Source organism: Lysinibacillus piscis, from assembly GCF_026012395.1.
Lineage (GTDB): Bacteria > Bacillota > Bacilli > Bacillales_A > Planococcaceae > Lysinibacillus > Lysinibacillus piscis.
In genome coordinates, this window is sequence record NZ_BRZA01000001.1 from 269,818 (window position 1) to 295,642 (window position 25,825).

Consider the following 25,825-nt stretch of genomic DNA (forward strand, 5'->3'; position numbering starts at 1 on the left):
CATCTTTATCCCTCCCAACGACTCATAAATGTATAAAGTTTCTACTACTTCTCTATTATAACAAGTACCTTGAAAAGTAAATAGTGTCGACAAAAATATGGCGCAACTTAATCCGTTTGCGCCATTCATTCGTTTCATTTTATTCTATTTTACGAAGCTTATGCACACCTTGTACTGCTGCTTCAAAAAATGTTTCGGCTATTGTTGGATGTGGATGAATCATTTTCGCTGCTTCATCCAGTGTCCCTTCTAAATACATAAAAGCAGATGCCTCTGAAATCATTTCTGTGACATGTGAGCCAACCATGACAGCACCGATAATTTCTCCATACTTCGCCTCGTATATAATCTTTGTAAATCCATCTGGCTCACCTGCTGACAATGCTTTACCACTACCTGCAAAATCAAATTTCTCTACTCGCACATCAATGCCTTGCTTTTTCGCTTCCTCTTCCATTAAACCCACGCTCGCTATTTCTGGGAATGTATAAATACAACGTGGCATGACCTTATAATCAATGGCATCTGCAACACCTGCTGCATTATTCGCTGCTACAACACCCTCTGCGCTCGCTGCATGTGCTAACTGCCAACCACCAATAACATCACCAACCGCATAGACATTCGGATAATTGGTTTCCATTTTGTCATTTACTTGAATAAATGGGCCATTCATCGTCAGCTTAATATCATTTGTTGCAGATAGATTTGGACGTCGACCTGTACTAATAAGCAACGTATCTGCCTCTACAGTAAACATGGCGTCCTTCGCATCTGAGCATGTCACAAGCTTCACACCATCTACCTCACTAATAGATTGTACCTTCGATTTTGTATGCATGACAATGCCTTTTTTCTTCAGCATCTTCGTTAAGAGCTTTGCTGCCTCCGCATCCTCTGTTGGCACAATGCGGTCTGCTGCCTCAATAACGGTTACTTTTGTTTTTAATGAGGAAAAAATACACGCTAACTCCATACCAATCACACCACCGCCAATAATGACAATGGATGCTGGGATGTCAGCAATATCGAAAATGGTATCACTCGTATGAAAGACTACAGTATCTAAGCCTGCAATCGGTGGGACGGCTGGTGTTGATCCTGTAGCGACAATTATCTTACTAGCCTGAATGGTTTCCACTCCCGCCTCTGTTTTCACAGCAACATCACCATTTTCTTGCACAGAGCCAAAGCCATTGAAGACATCAATTTTACCTTGTTTAAGTAAAAAGGCAATACCTCCACGTAGACGCTCAATCACTTCATTTTTTCGCTTCTTCATTTTGTCAAAGGACAATACAATATCGCTTACTTCAATGCCCCAATCTTTTGCTTTTTCAATGTTGTCAATTATTTCAGCATGCTTTAATAATGTTTTAGATGGAATACAGCCTCTATTTAAGCATGTTCCACCTAAGAAATCAGGCTCAATGAGTGCTATTTTTTTCCCAAGCTCTGCTGCATGAAGCGCCGCCACATAGCCACCTGGTCCGCCACCAATCACGACAATATCATATGATGTCATCACTCTATCCTCCCTACACAAGTAACTCGTATGGATTTTCTAAAATATCTTTCAGCTCTGTTAAAAAGGCTGCTGCTGGTGCACCATCAATGACACGATGGTCAAAGGATAAGCTTACTGTCATCATTGGGCGAATTTCTAGCACGCCATTGACCGCAACAGGCTTATCCTGCATACGTCCGACACCAAGAATCGCACTCTCAGGCTGATTAATAACAGGTGTAAACATATCGACTGCATACATACCAACATTGCTAATCGTAAAGGTAGAGCCCTTCATTTGGTCTGGCAATAGCTTATTATCACGTGCACGTTTGGCAATATCCTTGGCATCCTGTGTTAGCTCAGCTAAGCCTTTCGCTAGTACATCCTTCACCACTGGAACCATTAAGCCATCATTCACTGCTACAGCTAAACCAATATGCACATAATGATGCTGTACAAGCTCATCTCCATCCAGAGAAACATTGATTTCTGGATGTCTTGCCAACGCTACTGCTGTTGCCTTCATTAAAATTTCTGTATACGATACACGCAAACCTGTCTGTTTTTCAATCACTGGTAAAATAGCGGCACGTAACTCTTTGACCTTCGTCATATCAATTTCACTTGCCATTGTCACATGTGGTGCTGTGTGCTTACTTTGTACCATTCGTTCTGCAATCACCTTGCGCATACCAGATAGTTTTTTGCGAGAAGTCGCTTGTGCTTCTGTTGATGCTGGTGTACGCTTCGTCGAAATGACATCGTTTTTCGTAATTTTGCCATGTGCACCACTACCTTGCACTGTTGATAAATCAATTTGTTCCTGCTCCGCAATTTTACGTGCTAGTGGTGTGGCTTTTGTTTGAGCTGGTGCATTGTGTACAAAGGCAGCTACATCTTTTTTATGTACGCGCCCATTTGGACCACTCCCACTAATAACCGTCAGCTCCACATTTTCAGTACGTGCCAATGCTCTAGCTGCTGGTGTTGCTCGTGGCTTTTCACCATCATTTATTGGTGCTGCTGTCGAGTTGGTTGCTTGAACAGGCGCTGCTGGTGCTGGCGCTGGTTCCACTACCTCCTCTGTTGCCCCAGATTCCCCTGGTGGCTCATCGGGTACAGCCTCACCCGCTACGCCAATATAGCCAATAACGTGATTGACAGGTACTTGATCATCCTCACCAAAATACTTTTTTAATAAAATCCCTTCATCGTAGGATTCTACTTCAATATTAATTTTGTCCGTCATAATCTCGAAAAGTGGCTCACCCACTTCAACGCTGTCGCCCTCCTCCTTAAACCATTGAAGAAGCGTCCCAACTGCCATGGTACTACTCAGCTTTGGCATGAAAATTTCCTTTGCCATCCACAATCCCTCCTATTTGTTTTTCACAACTTCTTTGACTGCTGCAATAATGTCTGGTATTTGAGGGATTGCTGCTTTTTCCAATGTTGGATTGTATGGAATTGGTACAGCAAGTCCACCAAGACGTTTAATTGGTGCATCTAAATAATCAAATGCCTCACTCTCTGCAATCATACTTGCGATTTCGCCACCAATACCGCCTCGTTTCACAGCCTCATGCACGACAATTAAACGACCTGTTTTCTTCACAGAATTAATAATTGTTTCCTCATCAAGTGGTACAATGGTTCTTGGGTCCACCACTTCGACACTAATTCCTTCTTTTTCAAGCGCTGCTGCTGCTTCTAATGCTTTATGCACCATCATCGCTGTCGCCACAATCGTTACGTCTGTTCCTTCACGCTTCACATCCGCTTTACCTAAAGGAATTGAATACTGCTCCTCAGGTACATGACCAGATGTTTTATAAAGTAACTTATGTTCATAGAAAATAACTGGATTATCGTCATCCATTGCTGCTTTTAGTAAGCCTTTTACATCATAGGCTGTTGATGGTTGCACAACCTTTAATCCTGGAATATGGGCCATCCATGCCTCTAAGCTTTGTGAATGCTGTGCAGCTGCTCCTGTACCTGAGCCTGATGGTGTACGCAATACCATTGGTACTTTTCCTTTTCCACCAAACATATAACGTGTTTTCGCTGCTTGGTTAACCATTTGATCCATAGCAATCGTAATAAAATCGGAAAACTGTAGCTCTAAAATAGGCCGCATTCCTGTTAAAGCTGCCCCAACTGCTGCTCCAGCAATCGCTGCCTCTGAGATAGGTGTATTACGCACACGTTCTGGGCCGAATTCTTCAATCATGCCACGTGTTACACCAAATGCCCCTCCATAAATACCAATATCCTCACCTAAAATAAATACATCCTGATTTTGACGCATTTCTTGGGTCATTGCTTCACGTACTGCCTCTAAATAAGTAATTTCTCGATTTGTCATAGGATTCACCTCTTCATTATTATGCAAATACATCTTCTTCTAAAGTATCAATAGATGGCTCTGGACTTGCCTCTGCAAATTTCACAGCATCCTCAATTTCTTGGCTCGCTTGCTGTTGCAATGCTTGTGCCTCATCTTCCGTCAACACACCCGCTTCGATTAATACTGTTTTAAAGCGCTTAATGCCATCTTTTGCACGCCATTCGTTTTCTTCTTCACGTGTACGATATTTTTTCGCATCTGATTTAGAGTGACCTTTCCAGCGATATGTTTTCATTTCGATTAATGTTGGTCCATTACCATTACGTGCTTGTTCAACAGCCTCATCCACTGTATTCATAATTTCCAACATGTCACAACCGTCCACGATTTTCCCTGGAATACCATAAGCACTAGCACGATCAGCAATATTTTCAACACGTGTCATATCTTTAACTGGTCCAGACATACCATATTGGTTATTTTCACAAATAAAGACAACTGGTAAATCCCATATCGCTGCTAAATTTACAGATTCATGGAAACTACCTTCATTTGATGCTCCATCACCGAAGAAGCATAGGACAACGTAATTTTCATTTTTCATTTTAGATGTTAGCGCAGCACCTACAGCTAGTGGAATACCTCCCCCTACAATACCATTTGCACCAAGGTTCCCTTTTTCGACATCTGCAATGTGCATCGAGCCACCTTTTCCTTTACAATAACCCGTTTCACGTCCAAAGAGCTCCGCCATCATTTTATTGACATCACCCTCTTTTGAAATACAGTGACCATGCCCTCGATGTGTGCTGATAATTTTATCTTTTGATTCTAATACAGCAATCGAGCCTGCTGCAGAAGCCTCCTGTCCAACGCATAAATGTGTTGTACCATGGATAAGCCCTTTAGCAAAAAATTGGTCTACTTTTTCATCAAAATAACGAATTAACCACATTTCTTTATATAAATCTTTTAACTTTTCGTTCGAAATTGAAGCAGGTACATTTAGATTTGTCATCTTCCATTCCTCCTGTTTACTTTTGTTCTATGTTGTTACATTTGTAAATATCATATAATTGTCTTTTCCATACGTCAAGTAAATTTTCAGAAAAAACTGATAAACTATTTTCATTAAAATGAGCTATTGAGTGCATTTTTTTAGAGATATAGGTACAATTAAGAGTGGAAAATACATATATGAAATGGAGAAGATGTATGAAAAAAAATAAATCATTTGAACACATAGGAAGATTTATCATGATTGTCATCGGTGCTGTCATTGCAGCATATGGACTAGAAGCTGTATTGATACCAAATGAGGTAATTGATGGCGGTGTAACAGGGATTAGTATTATGGGCGCTTATCTATTTGATATCCCATTAGGTATACTACTGTTTGTATTAAATATTCCGTTTGTCTATTTAGGCTATAAACAGGTTGGGAAAACCTTTGCATTGATGAGTATCGCAGGAATTGCGTCACTATCGATTGCTACGGTGTTGTTACATGATGTAAAGCCTATTTTAGGACCACAAGACCCGTTATTAATTGTCTTATCTGGTGGTATGCTACTAGGAGTTGGGATTGGGATTGTCTTGCGTAATGGTGGAGCTCTAGACGGCTCAGAAGTGCTAGCTGTCTTACTATCTCGTAAAATTCCCTTTTCTGTTGGAGATATTATTTTGTTCATTAATGCCTTTATCTTTATCGGTGCAAGCTTTATTTACGGTTTAGAAAGTGCACTATACTCCGCTTTAACTTACTACATTGCGAAAAATGTTATCGATATTATTCAAGTTGGTTTAGAAAAATCGAAATCTGTGAAAATTATTAGCAATCAATCACAGGAAATTGGTGATGCGATTCAAGCTCGTTTAGGGCGTGGTGTTACTTATTCACAAGGACGTGGTGGCTTCTCGAATGAAGCGACTGAAATTTTAACGTGTGTCATTAACAGAATGGAAGAAACGAAATTATTATCGATTATTAAAGATATTGATGACAGTGCCTTTATTGTTATTTCTGATGTATCAGAAGTACGTGGCGGTAACTTCAAAAAGCGCGATATTCACTAAATTAGAAAACCCGAACGTTGATGGAAGTGTTTCATCATCGTTCGGGTTATTTTATTTTGGTAAAATACTTTCCAGTTCATTATGTGGTCTTGGTATCACATGGACAGATAGTAATTCACCTACACGCTGGGCTGCTAAAGTGCCTGCCTCTGTCGCTGCCTTTACAGCCCCCACATCTCCACGTACAAGTACTGTTACAATACCACCACCAACATGCACCTTACCTACTAAGCTCACACTCGCGGCTTTTACCATCGCATCGCCTGCCTCAATTGCCGCGATCAGTCCTTTTGTTTCAATCATACCTAATGCCTCACCCTGTTGTTGCATCTGCATATCCTCCTACTGTTTATACATTTGTGTTATCATCTTACCTTCATCAATTTGTTCTTGTAGCATTTGCAATGATTGTTTTAATTCTTTTGTTTTCTTATCTTGTTGAAGAGCAATCATGATGGCTGGTAGTAAATGCTCTTCTGAAATAGGTTTTACCAAATAGCCCATGACATTATCTAACCTTGATTTTTCGATAAACGCTCTCTCACTATACGCTGTAATTAAAATCACTGGCACATCCAATTGACGCCCAATCACTTGACTCGCTTTTAAACCATTTAGCTTCGGCATATTAATATCCATTAAAATTAAATCTGGCTTTAAACGATGGGTCAGCTCAATTGCACGATCTCCGTCTCCAGCCTCTCCTATGACATCATAGCCATAGTCTAATAGCATCATTTTCAAATCCAATCGAATAATCAATTCATCTTCTACAATTAAAATACGTTTTTTCAACAGCTATCACAGCCTTTCTTGACAGCGTCTAATTTTTTACATATGTGCATTTTTTCGACGAGCAAATGCTACACCTGTGCATTTTGCCAATAGCATTTGCTCAATAACATCCGATAAATAAGCGCCTGCTTCGACAGGGGTTAAACCTTCACGATGAATATTTGAAATAACTGTCCGATCTGCCTCTACTGTTTTTTCTGTTGGTCGGTACACCATGTACGCACTTAAACTTTCATCTGTATTTAAACCTGGTCGCTCTCCAATCAACGAAATCACTAAATCACAGTCAACAATTTTTGCAACCTCATCCTGTACCCACACACGACTTCTTTGTATAAAAAAAGGCTGTGCCACGCTAATATTTTTTAATTTCAGTCCTTGTATTAAAGCAGGTAGTAAATCACTCACATTAGCTTCTACAGCAGAGGAGCTCAATCCATCACACACAATAATTTGCACACTTTTCCCTTTATCGCCATGTGTACGTAAATATTCAACCGATTGCGTGGATAGTTGACGACCTGCATCCAAATCCATTAAATAGGTTTTCATATCTTGGGCTTTCGTCTCTAATTTAGGTAATTTTATTTGTTGTAAAAATTCTTCACCAACGTCCTTTAAAACAGCATCCTGTGCAGCTGCATGGTCTGCTAAAAATTGCAAATAGCTACCTGTTCGCATACGTGTGCCAGTTCGCCCAATCCCAATACGGGCGGGTGTAATGCTTTGGGCACGTTCAATCATTGCTATATTTTTTGCATTTTCAACATCTTTGAATCGTTCTTCTGAAAAATAAATAACATCCTCTGTATTGTTTGGCACAGGAGCCTCTTCTGGTAATGGCATTTTTTGTTCTAGTTCTCTCAACACTTGTCGTACAATTTCTTGAATATCCATATAAAATCCCCCCTATCCTCAATCAAAAATAGATAAATCCCCTGCCCATTTTGTTAGCTTACCATCTTCCATTAACCCCATATTTTCCATCCATTTTTCAAATTCGCGCAGTGGTCGTAAGCCTAAAAGCTCTCGTAAACTAGCATCATCATGATAGCTCGTATCTTGATAATTCAGCATGACATCATCACCACCGGGTACACCCATATAAAAATTCGCGCCACCAACAGCCGTTAATATGCCCGCAATTTCTTGGTCATTTTGATCAGCATCCATATGATTTGTGTAGGTCGGTGCAATGCCCATTGGTAAACCATGTAATTTGCCCATAAACATATCCTCAAGGTCTGCTCGAATTAATTGACGACCATCATATAATGTTTCAGGGCCGATAAAGCCAGACACATTGTTCACCATAAAAGGCTTCCAATGACGTGCATAGCCATATGTTCTTGCTTCCAATGTTTGCATGTCTACTTCATGGGCTGCATTTAAGGATACTTCTGACCCTTGCCCTGTTTCAAAATACATAAAATTAGGACCTGCTGATGTACCATAACGTGACATCAAATCATAGCCTTCATCAATCATTTCTTTCGATATACCAAATGCTTCATTCCCCTTCTGTGTACCTGCTAAGCTTTGGAACATTAAGGAAACAGGTGCTCCTTGCCTTAATGCCTCCATTTGTGTCGTAATATGCGCTAACACACAATTTTGCGTTGGTATTTGCCATTTCTCCATAAATTCATGTGACAGCGTCAACAGTGCCTTGACGGATTCCGCTGTGTCAATATTTGGATTAATACCAATCACTGCATCCCCTGCTCCATAAGATAGACCTTCCTTAATGGAATATAAAATCCCCTCTGGTAAATCGTTCGGATGATTTGGCTGACAACGAAAGGCTAAACGTCCAGGCTCTCCAATCGTCGTATTACAATGTGCTTGATATCTCATTTTCTGTGAAGCTAACACTAAATCTAAACTAGACATTAGCTTAGCTACAGCAGCAATCATTTCACTCGTTAACCCTCTCGATAGCTTTAATAGCTGATCTGCTTTTGTATCGCGTGCCAAAATATAGTTACGCAATTCGCCAACCGTCCAATGCTGAATGTTTTTATAAATGGTCTCGCTAATATCATCATAAATTAAACGCGTCACATCATCTAGTTCATACGGAATCACTGGATGTTCATAAATATCCTTCAACTGTAGCTCACTCAATACAATTTTTGCGGCTACTCGCTCCAGTGATGAAGTTGCTGCTATACGTGCCATCACATCCCCAGATTTTGCTTCACTCGCCTTTGCTAGCACTTCTCTTACCGATGAAAATGTATAAAATGTGCCTTTGACCATACAGGACAATTTCATTATCAATCACTCCCCCTATTTGTTAACGCTTACAATACAATCTTAATTAAATGGGCATTTTTCCATTATTACTAAAACAATATAAAAAAAGAGCACACACAGACCTGAGGAAAATTTCCACAAGTATGGATGGCGCCCTTGCCCTAGCTATTATTTTGTTACATCTTACACTACTCTCGAGCTTTTTGTAAAGTGCTCTTCTATTTTAATTGATTGGCCGGAAAAGTAAGAAATGCCCTTGTTCCCTCTATACTTGGCTGAAAAGAAAAAACACCTTGTAGCTTTTCTCCCACTAACATTTCCACTAATTGTAAGCCTAATGATGCACTATGATTTAAAGAAAAGGAGTCATCTATTCCACAGCCATTATCAATCACTGTAATGGTCATCATCTGTTTGATGGTTTTGATTTGTATCGTAATAGCTCCATCTCTTTTGGTTGGGAAAGCATGTTTAATACTATTTTGTACTAATTCATTGACAATCATCACAATCACTGTTGCTTGATTAGAGGGGCAATAGACAGACTCACCTTCCACAGATACAGTAATATCTTGTCCTGGGATAATCGAGGAGGAAACAAGTAAAGTCGTAACTTCTGTAATCAACCATTTAATGTCTGCCTCATCGGTACGAGCCTGTGCTAAATAATCGTGCACTAAAGCCATACTGGATATACGCGCAATACTATCATGGAATATTGCCATCACTTCTGCGCTTGAGAAACGTCTCATTTGTAAACGCAGTAGGCTAGCAATAACCTGTAAATTATTTTTTACACGATGATGTATTTCTTGAATAGCCATTGCTTGTAATACACGCTGCTTTTCTTCATTATCATGTATTGTCAGCAGTTTAGCCATCGTTTTTTTATTTTCTACTACTTCGGAAATATTACTTTCTTTAATTAATGCCGCAATCGTTGTCCCCTGTTCATCCTTAATTGGCACAATATCTTGCCGCATCACACCACGCTCTGCTGTGATGCCTCTTGAACTAGCAACAGGTTTTCCTGTCTGTAAACAAAAGAAAACGCCTGGCTCCATTTCTTCAACAGTTATATGTCCTACCATACTTTTTTGATACAAAGAGGGAACGGTTGTAGGCTTCGCTTCAGCAACAACTAATGCAGCATCGCCATCTTCTAATAAACAATTAATAAATACATCTGCTTGGGACAAATCAGCTATTAGTTGTAGATTACGAGCCACACCTAAAATAATTTCACGTTGTCCATGAGATAAGTTGCTGAATTGTCTTAGGTCAACCATTTCAGTTAACATATTTGGTATCCCCCCTTATATGTTTCACAAACTATAGCAAAAATAGAATATAGATTCAATTTATACGAGATTCTCTTTCGGTAACACAATCACAAACTGTAACATGTCATCCTTATATCGAGCATAAATACTACCATGATGCAGCTCAACAATGCTTTTGGCAATCGCCAAACCTAGCCCAGATCCCTCTTTTGCACTTGTTCTCGATGAATCCCTTTTATAAAATCTTTCAAAAATATTGACTAACTCCTCTGATGTCAATATATCACTATAATTAGCAATACAAATGTGGATATGCTCATCATCTACTGCAAGGGAAACCCATATTTCTGTCCCCTTTTGGCTATATTTAATGGCATTCACTAATAAATTATCGAATACTCGCACCATTTTTTCAGAATCTATACTCACAATAATGCGCTGCTCTGAAAAATGTTTCACAAATTCATTCCCGTACTGCTCTGCCTGTGGAACAAGCTCTTCCATTAATTGCTCCAGTAGCTCATTTATACACACTTTCTGTCGCACTAACACTATTTTTTCATTCGTCAATTTTGTATAGTCAAATAAATCATCAATCAAACGCTGTAGCTGCTCTGATTTGGAAAAAGCCACTTTTAAATAATCATCATGCTGCTCCTGTGTCACATATTTTCCTTCACGCACTAAACGTAGATAGCCCATAATAGATGTTAGAGGTGTTCTCAAATCATGTGACACATTAGTAATCAGCTCATTTTTCTGCTGTTCTATTCTCCTTTCCTTTTCAAGCGTTGTCTTAATCGCCTCTGCCATTTGATTAACATTTTCAGCTAATGAGGCAAGCTCATCTTGCCCCTTTTTTTCAATACGATAGCTTAAATTTCCTTGTGCTATTTCATTCACGCCCTTTGCCATCTCTTCAATTTGACGCATTTTTCGCTTTGTCAAATAAAAGAAAGACCAGACAAATAACATTATACCAATCAATGCTGGCATAGGTCCCTCTGTTGAATACTTCACAGCAACTCCTTTAGGGATACCACTACTAAACACATACAAATTTTCACCTTGTATGTTTAGCGGGTAAAAAGCAAGAAATTCTCTACGTGTCTCTTCCATTTCATATGTATATTTATGTTGAACTGGTTGATTGATGCCAAAGCTCATCACCTGTTGCATTTTCTGGTGAACATTCACTTGCTCTTCCTCTACCTGCTGCGTTTTGTAAAGCACTTTGCCAGTTTCATCCGTTACCACTATTTTCATAGCATCTTGATTGTCTAGTAGTCGATTATTCTCCCTTTCAATCAAGCTCTTTAATGCATCGACACTATTTTCTTCACTAGCTAGTGCCATAATATCCTGCATTTCGTAAAGCATCAATTTCATATCTGGGCTATAATCAATCATTTCTTTTTCATTATAATCCCTAAAAAAAGGTAATAAAATTTCTGCTACAAGCAAGCTACCAAGCGCACAAATGATAAATATCGTTAATAACTGTATCTGTATACTATTCTTTATTTTAGTGACGATGAAATAATATGGTTTATAGATTTTTTTCAATTTTATAACCTACTCCCCATACGGTTTTAATATATTGAGGATTTCTTGGATTTGTTTCAATTCTTTCTCGAATTTTTCGAATATGCACCATGACCGTATTTTCCGATTGTATAGCTTCTTCCTTCCAAACCTTTTCATAAATTTGCTCTGCACTCATCACAATGCCTGGATGTCTCGCTAGTAATTCCAAAATAGAAAATTCTCGTGGTGTTAATTTCACTTGCTGTTGATTGACAATGACTTCATGTGTAGCTGTATTAATAGACATATCGCCAATTTCAATAGCCTCATGATTAACTAGATCAAAACGATTCATCTTTAAATAACGACGAAGCTGCGATTTGATACGAGCTACTAATTCCAATGGATTAAAAGGCTTTGTCATATAATCATCTGCCCCTAATGTTAAACCCATAATTTTATCCATATCTTGTGTTTTCGCTGATAGCATAATAATTGGTATATCCGCAATTGCCCTTATTTTCATACACATTTCCATACCATCCATATGTGGCATCATAATATCTAACACAATGACGTGCACCTTCTGTTTCTGTAATAGATGCAATCCTTCTGTCCCATCTCCCGCCTCTAATACGTTGTAGCCTTCATTTTGTAAATAAATCGCTATTAAATGACGAATCTCTTGCTCATCATCTACTAGTAATATTGTTTCCTTACTCATTTCATCCCACCTAAAAACCATTTTCTTCTATAACCATACCCCATAATTACGACAGCAAAAATGCCCAGATAAATACCATACTTTGTTGCAAATACGGAAATCTCCTCCATATTCTGACCAAAAAATAAACCAAGTAAAAAATAAATGAGCGTCCATACAAAACCCGTTGTATACGAATAGAAAGCATATGTTTTAAACGACATGTTATTCATACCGACTAAATAAGGAATTATATGTCGAACAACTGGGATAAAATAGCTAATGATTAATGCAAAACGACCGAATCGCTCTAATAAAGCGATGGATTTTGCTAATTTGCTTGCTTTTTTCTTCATCAATCGTTGAAGCACTTTATCACCAACTATTTTGCCAAGGATATAACCTAAAGAAAGCCCTGAGACAACCCCTAAATAGGTTAGTATAAATGCAGGCAAAATAGCCATTTTATCTGAAGAGGATAAAAATCCACCACTCATCACAATCATTTCATCTGGAATAGGCATACCAATGATGCCTAGCCATAAGCTGAAAAATAAAGCGAGATAGCCATATTGTTCAAGCCATGTGAATAAATCAGATAATCCCATTGGCAGTCTCTCCCTATTTACATCTTAGCACATACGCTGGTGGGATATTCATCCAAACCTTTGTATGTGAAATACGATCAAAAAATTGCTGAATAAGTGATTTACGTACAAGTGAGTATTGGAATGTAATAAACTCCCCATCCTCCATACATGTTCGAATATTCTGTAAAATAGATGCAGAAACAATTGGTGATAAGGATGTAAACGGTAAACCAGACACAATATAGTCAATTTTTTTAATATGTAATTCATCCATATATAAGCATAAATTTTCAGCTGAACCATGAATGACTTCCACATTCGGCTCATAGGCTAATTGACGACGTAGTTTTTCACAAAAAACAGCATTATTATCAATTAAAATTAGTTTAGTTAATGGTTTTTTCTTTTTGATTAGCTCCATTGTAAACGAACCTGTACCAGGACCAAGCTCTATAATGCATTCAGCTTGCTCAAATGAAATTGTTTCTAACATTTTCTTTGTTAATTTTTTAGAACTGGGTGAAATAGCACCTATACTTTTAGGATTTTTCAAAAATTCATGGATAAATGTTATAAATTGCATACAATATTGCCCCCTTCATTACTCTCTTGGTCTCACTTTAGCTGACATTTCTTAACGTTATGAGAGGGAATTTCTTAACTTTTTCTTAATATTACTCATAACCAGCCTATCATTCGAATAGAAACCTATATAGACCATCAAGCGGAGGTGCACACAGCAATGCGACAAGTCCATGATGTGAAAGCGTTTATTCTTCCATTTGTACAGCATGATCCATTGTTTCTTATTATTCAACAACAGGCAAATTTAGAGGAACTTCTTTATGAGGATGCCTATTTAGTTGAAATAGATGAAGCTAAGCATTATTCCATTGCACAGGTAGCGGAGTGGCTTGGCATTACCATTGCCATGTTACGCTACTATATGAAGCCATTTGAAGCATATATTTTTGAGCAATCAACCCATCAGCAGTTAACATTATCTGCGATTATAAAGCTTCGTATGATTCTCCTCTTAAAGGACAAGTACCGTGTCAAAGGCTTGAAAGAGCTATTAAGAATGAATGAAGCTGACCAATGTATTCAACAGCAAATTGTCGCCACAACTACTGTGACGGAGGATGTTACACAGCAAGTGAACATACTAGGACAAGTATTACAGCAAATGATCGAAACAGGGCTTTTTCATTTCACACCAAGTGACGGACAGGACAATATACACATTGCTATTAATGACCAGTTCCTCACTCAATACATGCAACAACATATGGTCACGCTACAAAAAGAACATACACAGGGCCTTGTGCAAAAAATTCGTGCACGTCATATTGAAAATGAAGTGATGCTATCCTTACGTATTGAAGCATTACAGCAATTTGCCACCCAATATAAAGTCAGCTTTTGGACAAAAATCTTTCGTGCCGCACAGCTCAATATGGAAAAAGAACAATTTGTGTTGCGTTATATTTCACAGCACCTTACAAATCGACTAGAATCGGCTCTTTCTCGCTATTATGCGCCGTAAAATAATGACAAAATAACCCTCTATCTTATTCAGTCGATAGAGGGTTATTTTGTCATTATCTTAGTTTACTCCTTACCATCTTCCTTAAAAATTTCTTTTGCTAAAGTAAATGCAGACCAAGCTTTTGGCCACCCTGCATAAAAAGCTAAATGAGTAATCAGCTCTACTATTTCCGCTTTGGTTACGCCATTTTGTTGAGCTATTTTTAGATGTGCCTCTAATTGCGGAGCGCCCTGTGTCATTAAACTTGCACAAGTAATCATGCTACGATCACGTGTAGATAGTTCTGACTCTCTTGACCATACTTCTCCAAATAACACATCATCATTTAACTGTGCAAATTGAGGAGCAAATTCGCCTAAATTATCACGACCTGCTGTTTGTTTAGCCATTTATATCCCCCTCTAGTTTTGAGTAAATTTCATCCGTAACAGGCTCTAGCCACTCTGGCGTACCCGCTGTAATGGCAATATGTTCAAACCAGCTATCTTTTGCTGCACCATGCCAATGTTTAACACCATCATGAATAACTACAACATCGCCCGTTTTTAAAAATTGCGCAGGCTTTCCTTCTTCTTGATACCAACCTTCTCCACCTGTAACCAATAACAGTTGAAAACCATCATGGTGAATATGCCAATTGTTACGACAGCCAGGTTCAAATGTTACATTGCCAACACCCACACTGATATTTGGATCAGCTACTAAATTTTTTAAATAGCTTTGTCCTACAAAATATTGTGCAAAAGCATCGTTTTTTTCTCCTGCTGGGAAAATAACACCATTTTTTACTTCTTCATGTTTTGCCATTTTCGTATTCCTCCAATATAGAAAAATCGTTTTCATTTCCTTATGCTAAAGAAGAAAAACTGCATTGTCTAATACCTTTTAAATCATCAACTATACTCAAAAGGCATGTTTAAATTTTTCTATTAATTTATGGACAGCTGGTGAAATCACTGTATTCTTTTTCCATACCACAACACAATTTATTTTTATTTCAGGCATCAACGGCAGAAATTTCATATTTTCTAGCCTTCGATTTGATACCGCTCCTTCAATGGTCAATGCTGAACCTACTCCATTTTCCACAAGCGAGAATACGTTGAAAATCAAATTAAAGGTTCCGATAATAGTTAGTTCTCCTACTTCCAGCTTTAACCTTGCATACAGCATTTTTTGTACATCTACTCTCGATGGACATAATAGCGGGATACCCATAAGTTCATCAATTGTTACACAATTTCGATTAGCTAGGAAAAAATCCTTCGACACTAGTAAGCCCCATTTTTCCTGTCTTGGTAAAATGATTTTATTGAATTTTTCTGTTGAAATGGGCTCAAGTAATAGGGCAATATCCAATAACCCTCTATCCAATTTCTCTACTATTTCATCACTTGTCCCACTAAAAATGCTAAAGCTTACTTGAGGATACTCTGCAACCATCTCTTCTAAAAACATTGCTAATGTATCTGAATTATCTGCCTCCACACAGCCAATAGCAATATGACCACTCACCACTTCTTGTTTTCTCTCTAAAAATACCTGCTCTGTTTTATCGCTCAACAAAACCATCTCTTCTGCCCGACTTTTAAGGAACATACCTGCTTCGGTCAAAAGCATTTTTTTATTTTTGCGAATAAAAAGAGGCGTTCCCAGCTTTTCTTCAAGTTCTTTTATTTGTCTGCTAAGTGTAGGTTGGGTAATATGTAATACTCTTGCAGCTTGGGTGATACTTTGTTCTGTGGCAACGGTTAAAAAATAGCGTAATATCCTGATCTCCAAAGTTACTCCCTCCTACAATCACTCAAATTTCTTCAAACTTTTTTCTACTTACTGTGTATGTTCATCATCGTTTACCAATTTATATTTTCATCTATCCAAAGCTTTAGTCACCACACCATTAGCGCAAAAATCCTAAACTACTAATAAAGCGCAATAAGCGAAAATGCATCATGACCATTTCTTCCACTGTCATATCCTCATTGCCATTTTCCAACCATTGCTGAATCACCCCTAAAATAGCAGATGTTAAAAAAGCCTGTAAATAAGAGCGGAATTCACTATCAAACGCCTCTACCTGCAACGCCATTACTTTGTCAAGGAGATGATTACTAAAAACATTTTTCATTTGATGGCTAAAAGCTTGGCTACCATTCGCACCTAACAATACACGAAAGGCCTTATCTTGTTTTTTTATATAAGTAATCACCCCTACAAATGGTTGATAGAGTTGGCCCTTTTGAATAGTTTGAAAAGCTTCAACGGGCTGCACTTGTTGCACACATGAGGCTAATTCCTGCAAAAGCTGTTGTTGTAAATCCTCCATCACCTCAAATTTATCCATGTAATGTAAATAAAAAGTGCCACGATTAATATTTGCTGTTAGTGCTAGATTTTTCACTGTGATTTGTTCAAACGGCACTGTCTGCATTTGCTCTACTAATGCTTGCCTAATTGCCTGTTTTGTTTCACTGTTCATTTGTTCGTGTATCGACATACATTAACTTCCTTCACTCAACATTTTGCGAAAATGTGTTGATTGTATTTGCTACTATGCTAGCTTAAAATTTTAGTAACTTCAACAAGGATGTGATTGTATGGTGATTTCATTACGTGCCATTGAAAAAAGTTTTCAGCATAAGCAAGTGATTGCCCCATTATCTTTGGAAATTCCACAGGGACAGCTTATCGGTCTACTTGGTCCTTCTGGCTGTGGGAAAACGACGTTGATTAAAATGATTATGGGTATGATGAAGCCTGATAACGGGCAAATTTATGTTTTCAATAAAACCGTTCCCCATCAGCAACTTTTAACAGATATCGGCTATATGGCGCAATCTGATGCATTGTATACAGACTTGACAGGTGAGGAAAATTTACAGTTTTTCGCCAAGCTCTATCGTTTACCGAAAAAAGAGCGTACAGAACGTGTTGCCTATACAGCACAGCTTGTTCGCTTGAGTGATGACTTAAATAGAAAAGTGGAGACTTATTCAGGTGGAATGAAGCGGAGGCTGTCACTTGCCATTGCTTTGATTCAAAATCCAACATTATTACTTTTAGATGAACCGACTGTTGGTATTGACCCTTTATTAAAGGTAGATATTTGGCAGGAGCTACTTCGCTTAAAAAACGAGGAGCAAAAAACGATTTTAGTGACAACGCATGCGATGGATGAGGCGGAGAAATGTGATCAATTAGCGATGTTACGAGATGGTCAAATGATTGCTTATGATACACCTCAAGCATTGAAGGCACGCTACCAGGCAAAGGATTTCGATGAGGTCTTTATTAAGGCAGGAGGTCGTACACAATGAGAGTTGGCGCTGTAATCACAAGAATTTTTCAACAAATGAGACGAGATAAACGGACATTAGCCTTACTTTTTGTTGCACCGTTAATGGTACTATCATTAATGTATTTTATTTTTGGTAGTGATGATAAAGAATTAACACTCGTTGTGTCAGATGTTCCAACACCAATCATTCAACAATTAGAGCAATCCGATTTCCACATAGTCGTACAATCAAACTTTTCACAAGCCTTACTAAAAGAAAAAGCCTATGATGGTTGGTTGACGATGATTGACCAGACAGCCAAGCTAACATTGCTCAATGATACACCAGCCAATGCGAAGGCGTTGATGATGAAGCTTTCACAGGCATTACAACCAACACAAGCTACTACTATTACACTTAAAACAAATTATATTTATGGAGATGCAGAGACAACCTCCTTTGATATTTTCAGCCCTATGTTAATCGGCTTCTTTGTCTTCTTTTTTGTCTTTTTAATTACAGGAATTGCTTTGTTAAAGGAGCGCACTTCAGGTACACTTGAACGCTTGCTTGCTACACCGATTAAGCGTGCTGAAATTGTGGCTGGCTATATGCTTGGTTACGGTTTATTTGCCCTGATTCAAACGATTGTCATTGTCTTATTCAGCATTTATGTATTAGATATTGTCCATGTTGGTTCTATTTGGCTTGTATTGCTTATTAATGTGGCTGTTGCCTGTGTATCATTATCGCTAGGGGCTTTACTATCAAGCTTTGCGGCCTCTGAATTTCAAATGATGCAATTTATTCCGCTTGTTATCGTGCCACAAGTATTTTTCTCAGGTATTTTCCCATTGGATACGATGGCACAATGGCTGCAATATTTAGGACGCATTATGCCACTGTATTATGCAGCAGATGCTTTGAATGGTGTGATGTATAAAGGCAATTCATTTGGTGATATCGCTATGAATCTAAGTATACTAGCTTGCTTTGCACTTGTATTCATCATCCTAAATATTATTAGCTTAAGAAAATACCGTTCACTCTAACAACTAATAAATGGCGTAGCATCTGGGTGTTTAAGATGCTACGCCATTTATTTATTGCTTCACTGCATGAATAAAATGAATGGTTTCAAAGGCAGACAAATAATCCGTTCTATGATTAAAAAACTGTGATTGGATATCCGCTGGCGATAAATGCTCGTAAATTAATAAAGAAGGAGACCCTGATCAATACGGACAATATGGTGCATTTGATCATTTCAATCCACTCCCCCAATATAGAAGGAGACAAATTCGAGAGTTGATTGATAAATCTAATGCATTATTTCAATCCACTCCCTCAATATAGAAGGAGACTGTGAAAAATAGTTGAAAGATGATAGTTATGATTATTTTTCACTAAAAAATAAATTTGTATAGTTATTTTAACCTACCAATTTTTCCATATTAATTAAAAATATCATTCATTGTAAGTGCGAATCCCCTAGGAAAACCATGTTTGTTTTAGATTCGCACCTACTATAAAAGTACAGTTTCTTCTACGATCTTTTCTTTAACGTCTAGGCACGTCATTTTACTGCCATAAAACGCAAACGATAATAATCTGCAATCCATTGTCCTTCTTGATAGATGGAAGGTTTTAATAACGTCTCACACTGTGCATACACTCTCTCCTTCTCATCCTCAGATAAACGCTGAAGAATATTGAAGCTAAACATCTTTAGCCAATTGCGAAGCCCAGCCTCTCCTTGCAGTGGTGTCGGACGCTCATAATGCGTTATCATCTTCACTGTAAAACCCGCTTGCTCCAATTTTGCTTGATATGCTTCTGCTGTTGGAAAATACCACGGAAAATAGTGCTCATCATATGAAAAATGTAACAGCTCCATACTTGCTTGCAATGCACTAACAATCGAAGCGATATTGCCATGCCCACCCATTTCTGCAACGAAGCGACCTCCCTGCTTTAAGGCATGATAACTATTGTTAATTACGATGTCCGGTTGTTTCATCCAGTGCAAAGCAGCATTCGAAAAAATTGCATCAAACTCCTCAGTCATCTGCATAGCTGTAGCATCGATTGTTTGAAATGATAGTGTCGGATACTTTTGCTGTGCTGTTGCTATCATTTCTGTGGAGGCATCGATTCCTTGTACATACGCACCATAACTAGCAATTTCAGCAGTTAAATCTCCTGTGCCACAGCCAAGATCTAAAATAACCTCCTGTGGCAGTGGTGCAAGTACATCCACTAAGCTCTCTCCAAATTTCGATACAAAATCATGTTTTTGATCATATAGCTGAGCATTCCATTTGTTTGTCATCAGCTCCACCTCTCCTTCGCTTTAGTATAGCAGAGAAATGAATGAAACTATATGACTTCATACAAAAAACCCTCCAATGGTATAAATTGGAGGGTTCCTTTATTTATTCAGCTAAGCCTGCACTTTTCATTACATCTGCTAATGTTGTTAATGCTTCTGCTTCATCAGCGCCATCAATGCTGATTTTGAATATAGCACCTGATGGAATCCCTAGAGCCATTACGCCCATAATGGATTTTAAGTTGACTGTTCTTTCTTTATACGTCAAATTAACATCCGAAGTAAACTTACTTGCTGTTTGCACTAATGTTGTTGCTGGACGTGCATGAATTCCTGTCTTATCGATTACTGTAAATGTTTTTTCTACTGCCATGATTCTTCCTCCTATTTTCCCTAAGTAGCCTATAAAATGTCTACCTTCAGAAATAATTGACTAAGCGCTACCATTTTTCAATGAAATCGCTTTAGTACGATATGTATTATTATGACGCAATCTCCCCTTTTCTGCAATTTGTATACTAACATTGTCATAAAAATAATATAATTTAAGTGGACTAGCTACGATTTGTTGTATATGTATTCAATACGTTATAACGTATAGCTGTGCTACTATTTACTTGTTATACTAGAAATCATTCTTGAAATGGAGGTTATTTTTTGATTGAATATACCATTTGCTTTTTAAAAAGAGGCGATTGCATTTTATTGCTAAATCGTGATTTTCCCCATTGGATGGGTGCTTGGAATGGTGTAGGTGGCAAAATCGAGCCAAATGAAACACCTTTAGCTGGTGCATTGCGGGAAATTCGAGAGGAGACAGGCATTGTTTTAGAGGATATTACATACAGAGGCAAAATTACATGGAGAGATGATGACGAAATTTTTGGTTGCATGTATGCTTTTATTGCTGAATTGCCAGAAGATTATGCCTATGTGACACCTATTAAAGTTGCAGAGGGCATCTTAGATTGGAAAGAGCTGTCATGGATATTCCATCCTCAAAACGTGGGATTGGCTGAGCTCAAAGATTATTTACCTAGAATGCTAAATGACTCAAACAACTATGAATATGTATTTACATATGTAGACAAAGAACTAATGAATATTGAAATTGTTCCATTAGCTCCTGTGCCTACGCATTAACATTAATAGACTGTATGGAACGAAGTGTCTACTTTTGATTTCATACAGTCTATATTTCTTGGCTGGGCAAACCTCATTCGGCATATCGACCAGTTAAAGGAGGTTTGCTGAATACAATCATGCATATCCCACAAATTATCAACTACACGAATCTCTACATTTCGCTTAAATAGAGCTGTAAACAAGTTAGGAACTTCAAATTTTGCAATAGGTATTTGTGTTACTTCACTTGTATAGTAGCCCGCATTCTCATCCTGCAAGGTAAATTCTTTTGTATCAAATTCGTAGACATACAACGTTGTATTTTTGAGTGCTTCAAACCATTTATTTTCCACAACAAGAACATGTGAACACGAACTGGAGGTTATGTAAAGCTGTCGATCCTGCTCCGTCGTTTGTGCCCCCACATGATAACCAATACGTGGACAATCCCTTGGGACTAAATAATTCGGCAAACAACGTTCATTAATCGCCCAAACAAGCCCCTTTGTAGCATCCAAATCTTCTCTTGTTGGTAATCTTGGCTGGAATTGCTGAATCGTTTGTTCTTCACTTACATGAAATAGGCGCATACCTCTCCTCCCTTCCCTTTTAGTATACAATACCCTTGAATTTAGCAGGAAAATATCTCCGACGAAAGAAGCTGTATTTTCTTTAGTGGCTCCTATATAATTAGTCGTGATTACGGTTATGAGGAAAGGAAAATCAACAATGAACCTAGAAAAAAATGTTCAGGTAAAGCAGCCAAAATATCAGCAAATTGCTGTCGATATTGCCTCTAAAATTGTAGAACGAAAATATAGTATCGGCGATAAAATTTATGCTCGCTCATCATTGGCTAGCCAATATAATGTCTCAGCTGAAACAGCGAGAAGAGCGATTGCTGTTTTACAGGACTTAGAAATTGTCCAAGCATCGAAAGGAAGCGGTGTCACGATTCAGTCCTATGAAAAAGCGACACAATTTGTTCGACAATTTCAAGATGTGCAATCGATACATGAGCTTCAGCAAGCACTTTTTATAAGCATTCAAAAACAGCAGCAGGAGCTTTACCATTTACAGGATCAAGCTAAACAATTGGTAAGTCGCACTGAGCATTTTCGTTCTGTTAATCCATTTATTCCTTATCAAATTGAATTAACGGATGAAAGTCCTTATATTCATCAAACAGCACAGGCGTTAAATTTTTGGCAAAATACCGCAAGCACCATCGTTGGTATTCGCCGCCATCATGAATTATTAATTTCCCCTGGCCCGTATGTGTCTTTTGAGGTTGGAGATATTTTATATTTTATCGGCAATGATGAAAGTTTTATCAGAGTTCAAAGTTTTTTATACCCATCTTAAAATCCGCTTAAACGTTATATATTATAGCGTTTAAGCGGATTTTTTCTTAGTGGTCCATTTGACACAAGTAACAACTCTTTGTTAACATGAAGTTGTTACTTTTTATTTTAATCCAATAGACACAATCTACGAAAGGAGTGATTCTATGGAGAAAATTAAAATAGAACACGTTTCTAAAGTGTTTGGCAAACATATTCCCCAAGCTTTAGAACTCGTTAAACAGCAAAAAAGTAAAACAGCTATTTTAAAAGAAACAGGTGCAACAGTGGGTGTGTACGATGCTAGTTTTACTGTCAATGAAGGGGAAATTTTTGTCATCATGGGTTTATCAGGTAGTGGAAAATCTACGTTGATTCGACTGCTCAATCGCCTTATCGAACCAACTGATGGGAATATTTATATCGATGGACAAAATATTTCTACAATGGGAAAAGAAGAGTTACGAACGGTTAGAAGAAATAAAATGAGTATGGTTTTTCAAAACTTCGGCTTATTCCCCCATCGTACATTACTACAAAACACAGAATATGGCTTGGAGATTCGAGGCATTACTAAAAATGAACGACAGGCTAAAGCAGAACAAGCACTTGCCAATGCAGGGTTACTTGCTTATAAAGATCAATATCCAAGCCAGCTATCTGGCGGGATGCAGCAGCGGGTAGGACTGGCGCGTGCACTAGCAAATGATCCTGAAATTTTATTAATGGACGAGGCCTTTTCAGCACTCGATCCGTTAATTCGTAAAGAGATGCAAGATGAGTTACTCGAATTGCAACGAACATTGAAAAAAACAATTTTATTTATTACACATGACTTGAATGAGGCACTTCGTATCGGAGATCGTATTGCCATTATGAAAGATGGCTCGATTATGCAAATTGGCACTGGTGAAGAAATTCTATCCAATCCAGCCAATGACTATGTTAGAACATTCGTAGAAGATGTTGACCGTTCAAAAGTTTTAACAGCCGAAAATATTATGGTACGCCCTATTTATGTCAATGTTGACTTAGATGGACCAACTGTAGCATTAAAGCGTATGCGTGAAGAGACAGTTAGTTTACTAATGGCTGTCGATAAAAATCGTCATTTAAAAGGCTATATCACAGCAGACGATGCCTTAGATGCAGCTAAAAAACATGAACAGACGGTGCATCGCATTGTACAATCAGAAATTGTCACTGTGCCACCCGATATGCTTTTACACGATATTTTAGGGTTGATTTACAATTCACCAACTCCTATTGCGGTTGTGAAAGATGAACGTTTACTTGGTGTACTCATTCGAGGCGTTGTCATTGAAGCATTATCAACGAATGAGGAGGGATTCGCACATGAATAATCTACTTCCAACAATCCCCGTAGCCTCTTGGGTAGAATCCGCAATGGAGTGGTTTACAAATCAATTTTCAGCCTTTTTTACAGTGATTAAAGATGCTGGAAAATTTGTGATGGAGCATGTGACTGGTTGGCTTATTAGTGTTCCAGCTATTGTCCTTATCCTACTTATAACGATTATTGCCTTTTTTATTACTGGGAAAAAATTAGGGCTTGCTATCTTTTCATTCATTGGCTTGCTCTTTATTTATAATCAAGGTTTATGGACACAATTAATGGAAACAACCACACTCGTCCTTTTTTCTAGTGTGATTTCCATTGTTATAGGGATTCCTATTGGTATTTTAATGTCGAAATCACCTGTAGCAGAAAATATCATTAAACCAATACTCGACTTTATGCAGACGATGCCAGGGTTTGTCTATTTAATTCCTGCTGTTGCCTTCTTCGGCATTGGTGTCGTACCTGGTGTATTTGCCTCTGTCATTTTCGCCTTACCACCAACCGTACGTATGACGAATTTAGGCATTCGCCAAGTACCAAAGGAATTAGTAGAAGCAGCTGATTCTTACGGTAGTACGGCAGGTCAAAAATTGTGGAAAGTCGAAATTCCTTTAGCTAAATCCACTATTATGGCAGGGATTAATCAAACGGTAATGCTATCGCTTTCCATGGTTGTCATTGCTTCGATGATCGGTTCACCAGGATTAGGGCGTGAAGTATTAACAGCATTACAGCGAACACAAGTAGGTAACGGCTTTGTAGCAGGCTTAGGTCTTGTTATTTTCGCTATTATTATAGACCGCTTCACACAAAGCTTAAATAAAAAGAAAACTGTGTAACGAAAGAAAGGATGATTCGATGAAGTGGAAAACATTATCAAAATTAGGACTGACATTAGGGCTCGGTTTATTGCTCGCTGCCTGTGGTAGTGATGAAACGAAAAAAAATACAAAGGAAGTAAACCTTGCTTATGTCGAATGGGATACAGAAATTGCTTCTACACATGTTGTTGGACAAGTGCTGGAGGATTTAGGCTATGAGGTTACATTGACACCGCTGGATAATGCCATCATGTGGGAAGCCGTATCAAAGGGTGAGGCAGATGGGATGGTAGCAGCATGGTTACCCCATACACATGCCCAACAATATGAGAAATATAAAGCTAACTTAGAGGAATTAGGTGAAAACTTAGCTGGCGCTAAAATTGGCTTAGTCGTACCAAGCTATATGAATGTTGATTCCATTGAGGATTTAACAAATGAGGCAGACCATACGATTACAGGAATAGAGCCTGGTGCGGGTATTACAGCAGCAACAGAAAAAGCATTGGGGGAATACGACAATTTAGCTGATTGGAATTTGCTTACTTCCTCATCAGGCGCGATGACAACGGCTCTTGCACAAGCCTTAAAAAATGAAGAAGACATTATCGTCACAGGCTGGTCACCTCACTGGAAATTTGCTAAATATGATTTAAAATATTTAGATGATCCGAAAGGCGTATATGGCGGTGAAGAGACAATTAACACATTTGCACGCAAAGGCTTAAAAGAAGATCAACCAGATGTTTATACAGTATTAGACAATTTCCATTGGACATCTGAAGATTTAGAAAATGTCATGCTAGAAATTATGGATGGCAAGGAGCCGAAGCAAGCAGCGAAGGATTGGATAGCTGCTAATACAGATAAAGTAGCTGAATGGACGAAGGATGTAACAAAAGAATAAAGAAAAGCCCAATT

General features: G+C 38.2%; 29 protein-coding genes and 1 pseudogene. 9 read left to right on the plus strand and 21 right to left on the minus strand.

The features are described from left to right. Positions 1-139: 139 nt before the first annotated feature. Genes lpdA through pdhA form a run of 4 tightly spaced genes read right to left on the minus strand, consistent with a single transcriptional unit; the run spans position 140 to position 4,878 of the window. Positions 140-1,528 carry a dihydrolipoyl dehydrogenase gene (gene lpdA / locus OPF91_RS01420; RefSeq protein WP_264986886.1) on the minus strand — a complete coding sequence of 463 codons (1,389 nt, stop codon included), beginning with the start codon at positions 1,526-1,528 and terminating at the stop codon, positions 140-142. 10 nt (positions 1,529-1,538) lie between these two features. Then, on the minus strand, positions 1,539-2,876 hold the full coding sequence (locus OPF91_RS01425) for a dihydrolipoamide acetyltransferase family protein (protein WP_264986887.1): 1,338 nt from the start codon (positions 2,874-2,876) through the stop codon (positions 1,539-1,541). Between the two features lie 12 nt (positions 2,877-2,888). Then, positions 2,889-3,878 (minus strand): alpha-ketoacid dehydrogenase subunit beta, encoded by a 990-nt coding sequence (locus tag OPF91_RS01430; protein ID WP_264986888.1) that lies wholly within the window; start codon positions 3,876-3,878, stop codon positions 2,889-2,891. Positions 3,879-3,897: 19 nt separating this feature from the next. After that, a complete protein-coding gene (gene pdhA, locus OPF91_RS01435; protein ID WP_264986889.1) occupies positions 3,898-4,878 on the minus strand; it encodes a pyruvate dehydrogenase (acetyl-transferring) E1 component subunit alpha in 981 nt (326 codons plus the stop codon). Positions 4,879-5,075: 197 nt separating this feature from the next. On the opposite strand from pdhA, the gene OPF91_RS01440 reads away from it, so the two are divergent. Beyond that, entirely contained in the window at positions 5,076-5,936 is an 861-nt protein-coding gene (locus tag OPF91_RS01440) for a YitT family protein (protein WP_264986890.1), read from the plus strand. 51 nt (positions 5,937-5,987) lie between these two features. On the opposite strand, the gene OPF91_RS01445 is transcribed toward OPF91_RS01440, so the two are convergent. From OPF91_RS01445 to OPF91_RS01485, 9 genes are all read right to left on the minus strand, one after another. After that, positions 5,988-6,266: a BMC domain-containing protein gene (locus OPF91_RS01445; RefSeq protein WP_264986891.1), complete on the minus strand. Its 279-nt coding sequence runs from the start codon at positions 6,264-6,266 to the stop codon at positions 5,988-5,990. A gap of 12 nt (positions 6,267-6,278) precedes the next feature. Continuing rightward, on the minus strand, positions 6,279-6,731 hold the full coding sequence (locus OPF91_RS01450; RefSeq protein ID WP_264986892.1) for a response regulator: 453 nt from the start codon (positions 6,729-6,731) through the stop codon (positions 6,279-6,281). A 36-nt stretch (positions 6,732-6,767) separates the two neighbouring features. Continuing rightward, positions 6,768-7,628 (minus strand): ethanolamine ammonia-lyase subunit EutC, encoded by an 861-nt coding sequence (eutC, locus tag OPF91_RS01455; protein ID WP_264986893.1) that lies wholly within the window; start codon positions 7,626-7,628, stop codon positions 6,768-6,770. An 18-nt stretch (positions 7,629-7,646) separates the two neighbouring features. Further along, a complete protein-coding gene (locus tag OPF91_RS01460; RefSeq protein ID WP_264986894.1) occupies positions 7,647-9,008 on the minus strand; it encodes an ethanolamine ammonia-lyase subunit EutB in 1,362 nt (453 codons plus the stop codon). A gap of 200 nt (positions 9,009-9,208) precedes the next feature. Then, positions 9,209-10,291: a GAF domain-containing sensor histidine kinase gene (locus OPF91_RS01465; RefSeq protein WP_264986895.1), complete on the minus strand. Its 1,083-nt coding sequence runs from the start codon at positions 10,289-10,291 to the stop codon at positions 9,209-9,211. Positions 10,292-10,351: 60 nt separating this feature from the next. Then, positions 10,352-11,839, minus strand: coding sequence for a sensor histidine kinase (locus OPF91_RS01470; RefSeq protein WP_264986896.1), 1,488 nt, complete (start codon positions 11,837-11,839; stop codon positions 10,352-10,354). Then, the gene (locus OPF91_RS01475) at positions 11,823-12,524 is read right to left on the minus strand and encodes a response regulator transcription factor (protein WP_264986897.1); all 702 of its coding nucleotides are present in this window, start codon (positions 12,522-12,524) and stop codon (positions 11,823-11,825) included. Before OPF91_RS01475 ends, OPF91_RS01470 begins: the two co-directional genes overlap by 17 nt. Next, on the minus strand, positions 12,521-13,111 hold the full coding sequence (locus tag OPF91_RS01480; protein ID WP_264986898.1) for a DedA family protein: 591 nt from the start codon (positions 13,109-13,111) through the stop codon (positions 12,521-12,523). The genes OPF91_RS01475 and OPF91_RS01480 overlap by 4 nt, the downstream gene beginning before the upstream one ends. Before the next feature lie 13 nt (positions 13,112-13,124). After that, a complete protein-coding gene (locus tag OPF91_RS01485) occupies positions 13,125-13,676 on the minus strand; it encodes a class I SAM-dependent methyltransferase (RefSeq protein ID WP_264986899.1) in 552 nt (183 codons plus the stop codon). 159 nt (positions 13,677-13,835) lie between these two features. On the opposite strand from OPF91_RS01485, the gene OPF91_RS01490 reads away from it, so the two are divergent. Then, a complete protein-coding gene (locus OPF91_RS01490) occupies positions 13,836-14,639 on the plus strand; it encodes a MerR family transcriptional regulator (protein WP_264986900.1) in 804 nt (267 codons plus the stop codon). Positions 14,640-14,704: 65 nt separating this feature from the next. Here OPF91_RS01490 and OPF91_RS01495 read toward each other — a convergent pair whose 3' ends face one another. The 4 genes from OPF91_RS01495 to OPF91_RS01510 form a co-directional block, all read right to left on the minus strand. Then, the gene (locus OPF91_RS01495) at positions 14,705-15,031 is read right to left on the minus strand and encodes a carboxymuconolactone decarboxylase family protein (protein WP_264986901.1); all 327 of its coding nucleotides are present in this window, start codon (positions 15,029-15,031) and stop codon (positions 14,705-14,707) included. Beyond that, on the minus strand, positions 15,024-15,449 hold the full coding sequence (locus OPF91_RS01500) for a cupin domain-containing protein (protein ID WP_264986902.1): 426 nt from the start codon (positions 15,447-15,449) through the stop codon (positions 15,024-15,026). Before OPF91_RS01500 ends, OPF91_RS01495 begins: the two co-directional genes overlap by 8 nt. A 96-nt stretch (positions 15,450-15,545) precedes the next feature. Beyond that, entirely contained in the window at positions 15,546-16,424 is an 879-nt protein-coding gene (locus OPF91_RS01505) for a LysR family transcriptional regulator (protein ID WP_264986903.1), read from the minus strand. A gap of 118 nt (positions 16,425-16,542) precedes the next feature. Then, positions 16,543-17,139 carry a TetR/AcrR family transcriptional regulator gene (locus OPF91_RS01510; RefSeq protein ID WP_264986905.1) on the minus strand — a complete coding sequence of 199 codons (597 nt, stop codon included), beginning with the start codon at positions 17,137-17,139 and terminating at the stop codon, positions 16,543-16,545. A 100-nt stretch (positions 17,140-17,239) separates the two neighbouring features. On the opposite strand from OPF91_RS01510, the gene OPF91_RS01515 reads away from it, so the two are divergent. Next, a complete protein-coding gene (locus tag OPF91_RS01515) occupies positions 17,240-17,959 on the plus strand; it encodes an ABC transporter ATP-binding protein (protein WP_264986906.1) in 720 nt (239 codons plus the stop codon). Then, positions 17,956-18,972 carry an ABC transporter permease gene (locus OPF91_RS01520; protein WP_264986907.1) on the plus strand — a complete coding sequence of 339 codons (1,017 nt, stop codon included), beginning with the start codon at positions 17,956-17,958 and terminating at the stop codon, positions 18,970-18,972. The genes OPF91_RS01515 and OPF91_RS01520 overlap by 4 nt, the downstream gene beginning before the upstream one ends. A gap of 51 nt (positions 18,973-19,023) precedes the next feature. On the opposite strand, the pseudogene OPF91_RS01525 reads toward OPF91_RS01520, so the two are convergent. The 3 genes and pseudogenes from OPF91_RS01525 to OPF91_RS01535 form a co-directional block, all read right to left on the minus strand. Next, positions 19,024-19,149, minus strand: a pseudogene (locus tag OPF91_RS01525) (class I SAM-dependent methyltransferase); the annotation flags it as partial. 347 nt (positions 19,150-19,496) lie between these two features. Beyond that, positions 19,497-20,252, minus strand: a complete 756-nt coding sequence (locus OPF91_RS01530) for a class I SAM-dependent methyltransferase (RefSeq protein WP_264986908.1) — start codon at positions 20,250-20,252, stop codon at positions 19,497-19,499. Between the two features lie 103 nt (positions 20,253-20,355). Continuing rightward, a complete protein-coding gene (locus OPF91_RS01535) occupies positions 20,356-20,625 on the minus strand; it encodes a phosphocarrier protein HPr (RefSeq protein ID WP_264986909.1) in 270 nt (89 codons plus the stop codon). A 284-nt stretch (positions 20,626-20,909) separates the two neighbouring features. Between OPF91_RS01535 and OPF91_RS01540 the strand changes: the two genes are divergently transcribed. Beyond that, a complete protein-coding gene (locus OPF91_RS01540; RefSeq protein ID WP_264986910.1) occupies positions 20,910-21,395 on the plus strand; it encodes an NUDIX hydrolase in 486 nt (161 codons plus the stop codon). Positions 21,396-21,397: 2 nt separating this feature from the next. Here OPF91_RS01540 and OPF91_RS01545 read toward each other — a convergent pair whose 3' ends face one another. Beyond that, entirely contained in the window at positions 21,398-21,967 is a 570-nt protein-coding gene (locus tag OPF91_RS01545) for a DUF6886 family protein (RefSeq protein WP_264986911.1), read from the minus strand. Positions 21,968-22,106: 139 nt separating this feature from the next. Here OPF91_RS01545 and OPF91_RS01550 point away from each other — a divergent pair, with 139 nt between their 5' ends. From OPF91_RS01550 to OPF91_RS01565, 4 genes are all read left to right on the plus strand, one after another. Beyond that, a complete protein-coding gene (locus OPF91_RS01550; protein WP_264986912.1) occupies positions 22,107-22,742 on the plus strand; it encodes a GntR family transcriptional regulator in 636 nt (211 codons plus the stop codon). 145 nt (positions 22,743-22,887) lie between these two features. Beyond that, positions 22,888-24,084, plus strand: a complete 1,197-nt coding sequence (locus OPF91_RS01555; protein WP_264986913.1) for a quaternary amine ABC transporter ATP-binding protein — start codon at positions 22,888-22,890, stop codon at positions 24,082-24,084. After that, the gene (locus OPF91_RS01560; RefSeq protein ID WP_264986914.1) at positions 24,077-24,922 is read left to right on the plus strand and encodes an ABC transporter permease; all 846 of its coding nucleotides are present in this window, start codon (positions 24,077-24,079) and stop codon (positions 24,920-24,922) included. The genes OPF91_RS01555 and OPF91_RS01560 overlap by 8 nt, the downstream gene beginning before the upstream one ends. Before the next feature lie 19 nt (positions 24,923-24,941). Further along, complete coding sequence (locus tag OPF91_RS01565) at positions 24,942-25,811, plus strand: glycine betaine ABC transporter substrate-binding protein (RefSeq protein ID WP_264986916.1); 870 nt, start codon at positions 24,942-24,944, stop codon at positions 25,809-25,811. Positions 25,812-25,825 lie beyond the last annotated feature (14 nt).

Excerpts from the sequence above, each read along its gene's own strand:
- OPF91_RS01565 (WP_264986916.1), top strand. The coding sequence starts at position 24,942 with ATGAAGTGGAAAACATTATCAAAATTAGGACTGACATTAGGGCTCGGT.
- OPF91_RS01510 (WP_264986905.1), bottom strand. The coding sequence starts at position 17,139 with ATGTCGATACACGAACAAATGAACAGTGAAACAAAACAGGCAATTAGG.
- OPF91_RS01430 (WP_264986888.1), bottom strand. The coding sequence starts at position 3,878 with ATGACAAATCGAGAAATTACTTATTTAGAGGCAGTACGTGAAGCAATG.
- OPF91_RS01530 (WP_264986908.1), bottom strand. The coding sequence starts at position 20,252 with ATGACAAACAAATGGAATGCTCAGCTATATGATCAAAAACATGATTTT.
- eutC (WP_264986893.1), bottom strand. The coding sequence starts at position 7,628 with ATGGATATTCAAGAAATTGTACGACAAGTGTTGAGAGAACTAGAACAA.
- OPF91_RS01515 (WP_264986906.1), top strand. The coding sequence starts at position 17,240 with ATGGTGATTTCATTACGTGCCATTGAAAAAAGTTTTCAGCATAAGCAA.
- OPF91_RS01535 (WP_264986909.1), bottom strand. The coding sequence starts at position 20,625 with ATGGCAGTAGAAAAAACATTTACAGTAATCGATAAGACAGGAATTCAT.
- OPF91_RS01560 (WP_264986914.1), top strand. The coding sequence starts at position 24,077 with ATGAATAATCTACTTCCAACAATCCCCGTAGCCTCTTGGGTAGAATCC.
- OPF91_RS01475 (WP_264986897.1), bottom strand. The coding sequence starts at position 12,524 with ATGAGTAAGGAAACAATATTACTAGTAGATGATGAGCAAGAGATTCGT.
- OPF91_RS01485 (WP_264986899.1), bottom strand. The coding sequence starts at position 13,676 with ATGCAATTTATAACATTTATCCATGAATTTTTGAAAAATCCTAAAAGT.
- OPF91_RS01440 (WP_264986890.1), top strand. The coding sequence starts at position 5,076 with ATGAAAAAAAATAAATCATTTGAACACATAGGAAGATTTATCATGATT.
- OPF91_RS01425 (WP_264986887.1), bottom strand. The coding sequence starts at position 2,876 with ATGGCAAAGGAAATTTTCATGCCAAAGCTGAGTAGTACCATGGCAGTT.
- OPF91_RS01460 (WP_264986894.1), bottom strand. The coding sequence starts at position 9,008 with ATGAAATTGTCCTGTATGGTCAAAGGCACATTTTATACATTTTCATCG.
- OPF91_RS01465 (WP_264986895.1), bottom strand. The coding sequence starts at position 10,291 with ATGTTAACTGAAATGGTTGACCTAAGACAATTCAGCAACTTATCTCAT.
- OPF91_RS01550 (WP_264986912.1), top strand. The coding sequence starts at position 22,107 with ATGAACCTAGAAAAAAATGTTCAGGTAAAGCAGCCAAAATATCAGCAA.
- OPF91_RS01545 (WP_264986911.1), bottom strand. The coding sequence starts at position 21,967 with ATGCGCCTATTTCATGTAAGTGAAGAACAAACGATTCAGCAATTCCAG.
- OPF91_RS01495 (WP_264986901.1), bottom strand. The coding sequence starts at position 15,031 with ATGGCTAAACAAACAGCAGGTCGTGATAATTTAGGCGAATTTGCTCCT.
- pdhA (WP_264986889.1), bottom strand. The coding sequence starts at position 4,878 with ATGACAAATCTAAATGTACCTGCTTCAATTTCGAACGAAAAGTTAAAA.
- OPF91_RS01500 (WP_264986902.1), bottom strand. The coding sequence starts at position 15,449 with ATGGCAAAACATGAAGAAGTAAAAAATGGTGTTATTTTCCCAGCAGGA.
- OPF91_RS01445 (WP_264986891.1), bottom strand. The coding sequence starts at position 6,266 with ATGCAACAACAGGGTGAGGCATTAGGTATGATTGAAACAAAAGGACTG.
- OPF91_RS01555 (WP_264986913.1), top strand. The coding sequence starts at position 22,888 with ATGGAGAAAATTAAAATAGAACACGTTTCTAAAGTGTTTGGCAAACAT.
- OPF91_RS01490 (WP_264986900.1), top strand. The coding sequence starts at position 13,836 with ATGCGACAAGTCCATGATGTGAAAGCGTTTATTCTTCCATTTGTACAG.
- OPF91_RS01520 (WP_264986907.1), top strand. The coding sequence starts at position 17,956 with ATGAGAGTTGGCGCTGTAATCACAAGAATTTTTCAACAAATGAGACGA.
- OPF91_RS01480 (WP_264986898.1), bottom strand. The coding sequence starts at position 13,111 with ATGGGATTATCTGATTTATTCACATGGCTTGAACAATATGGCTATCTC.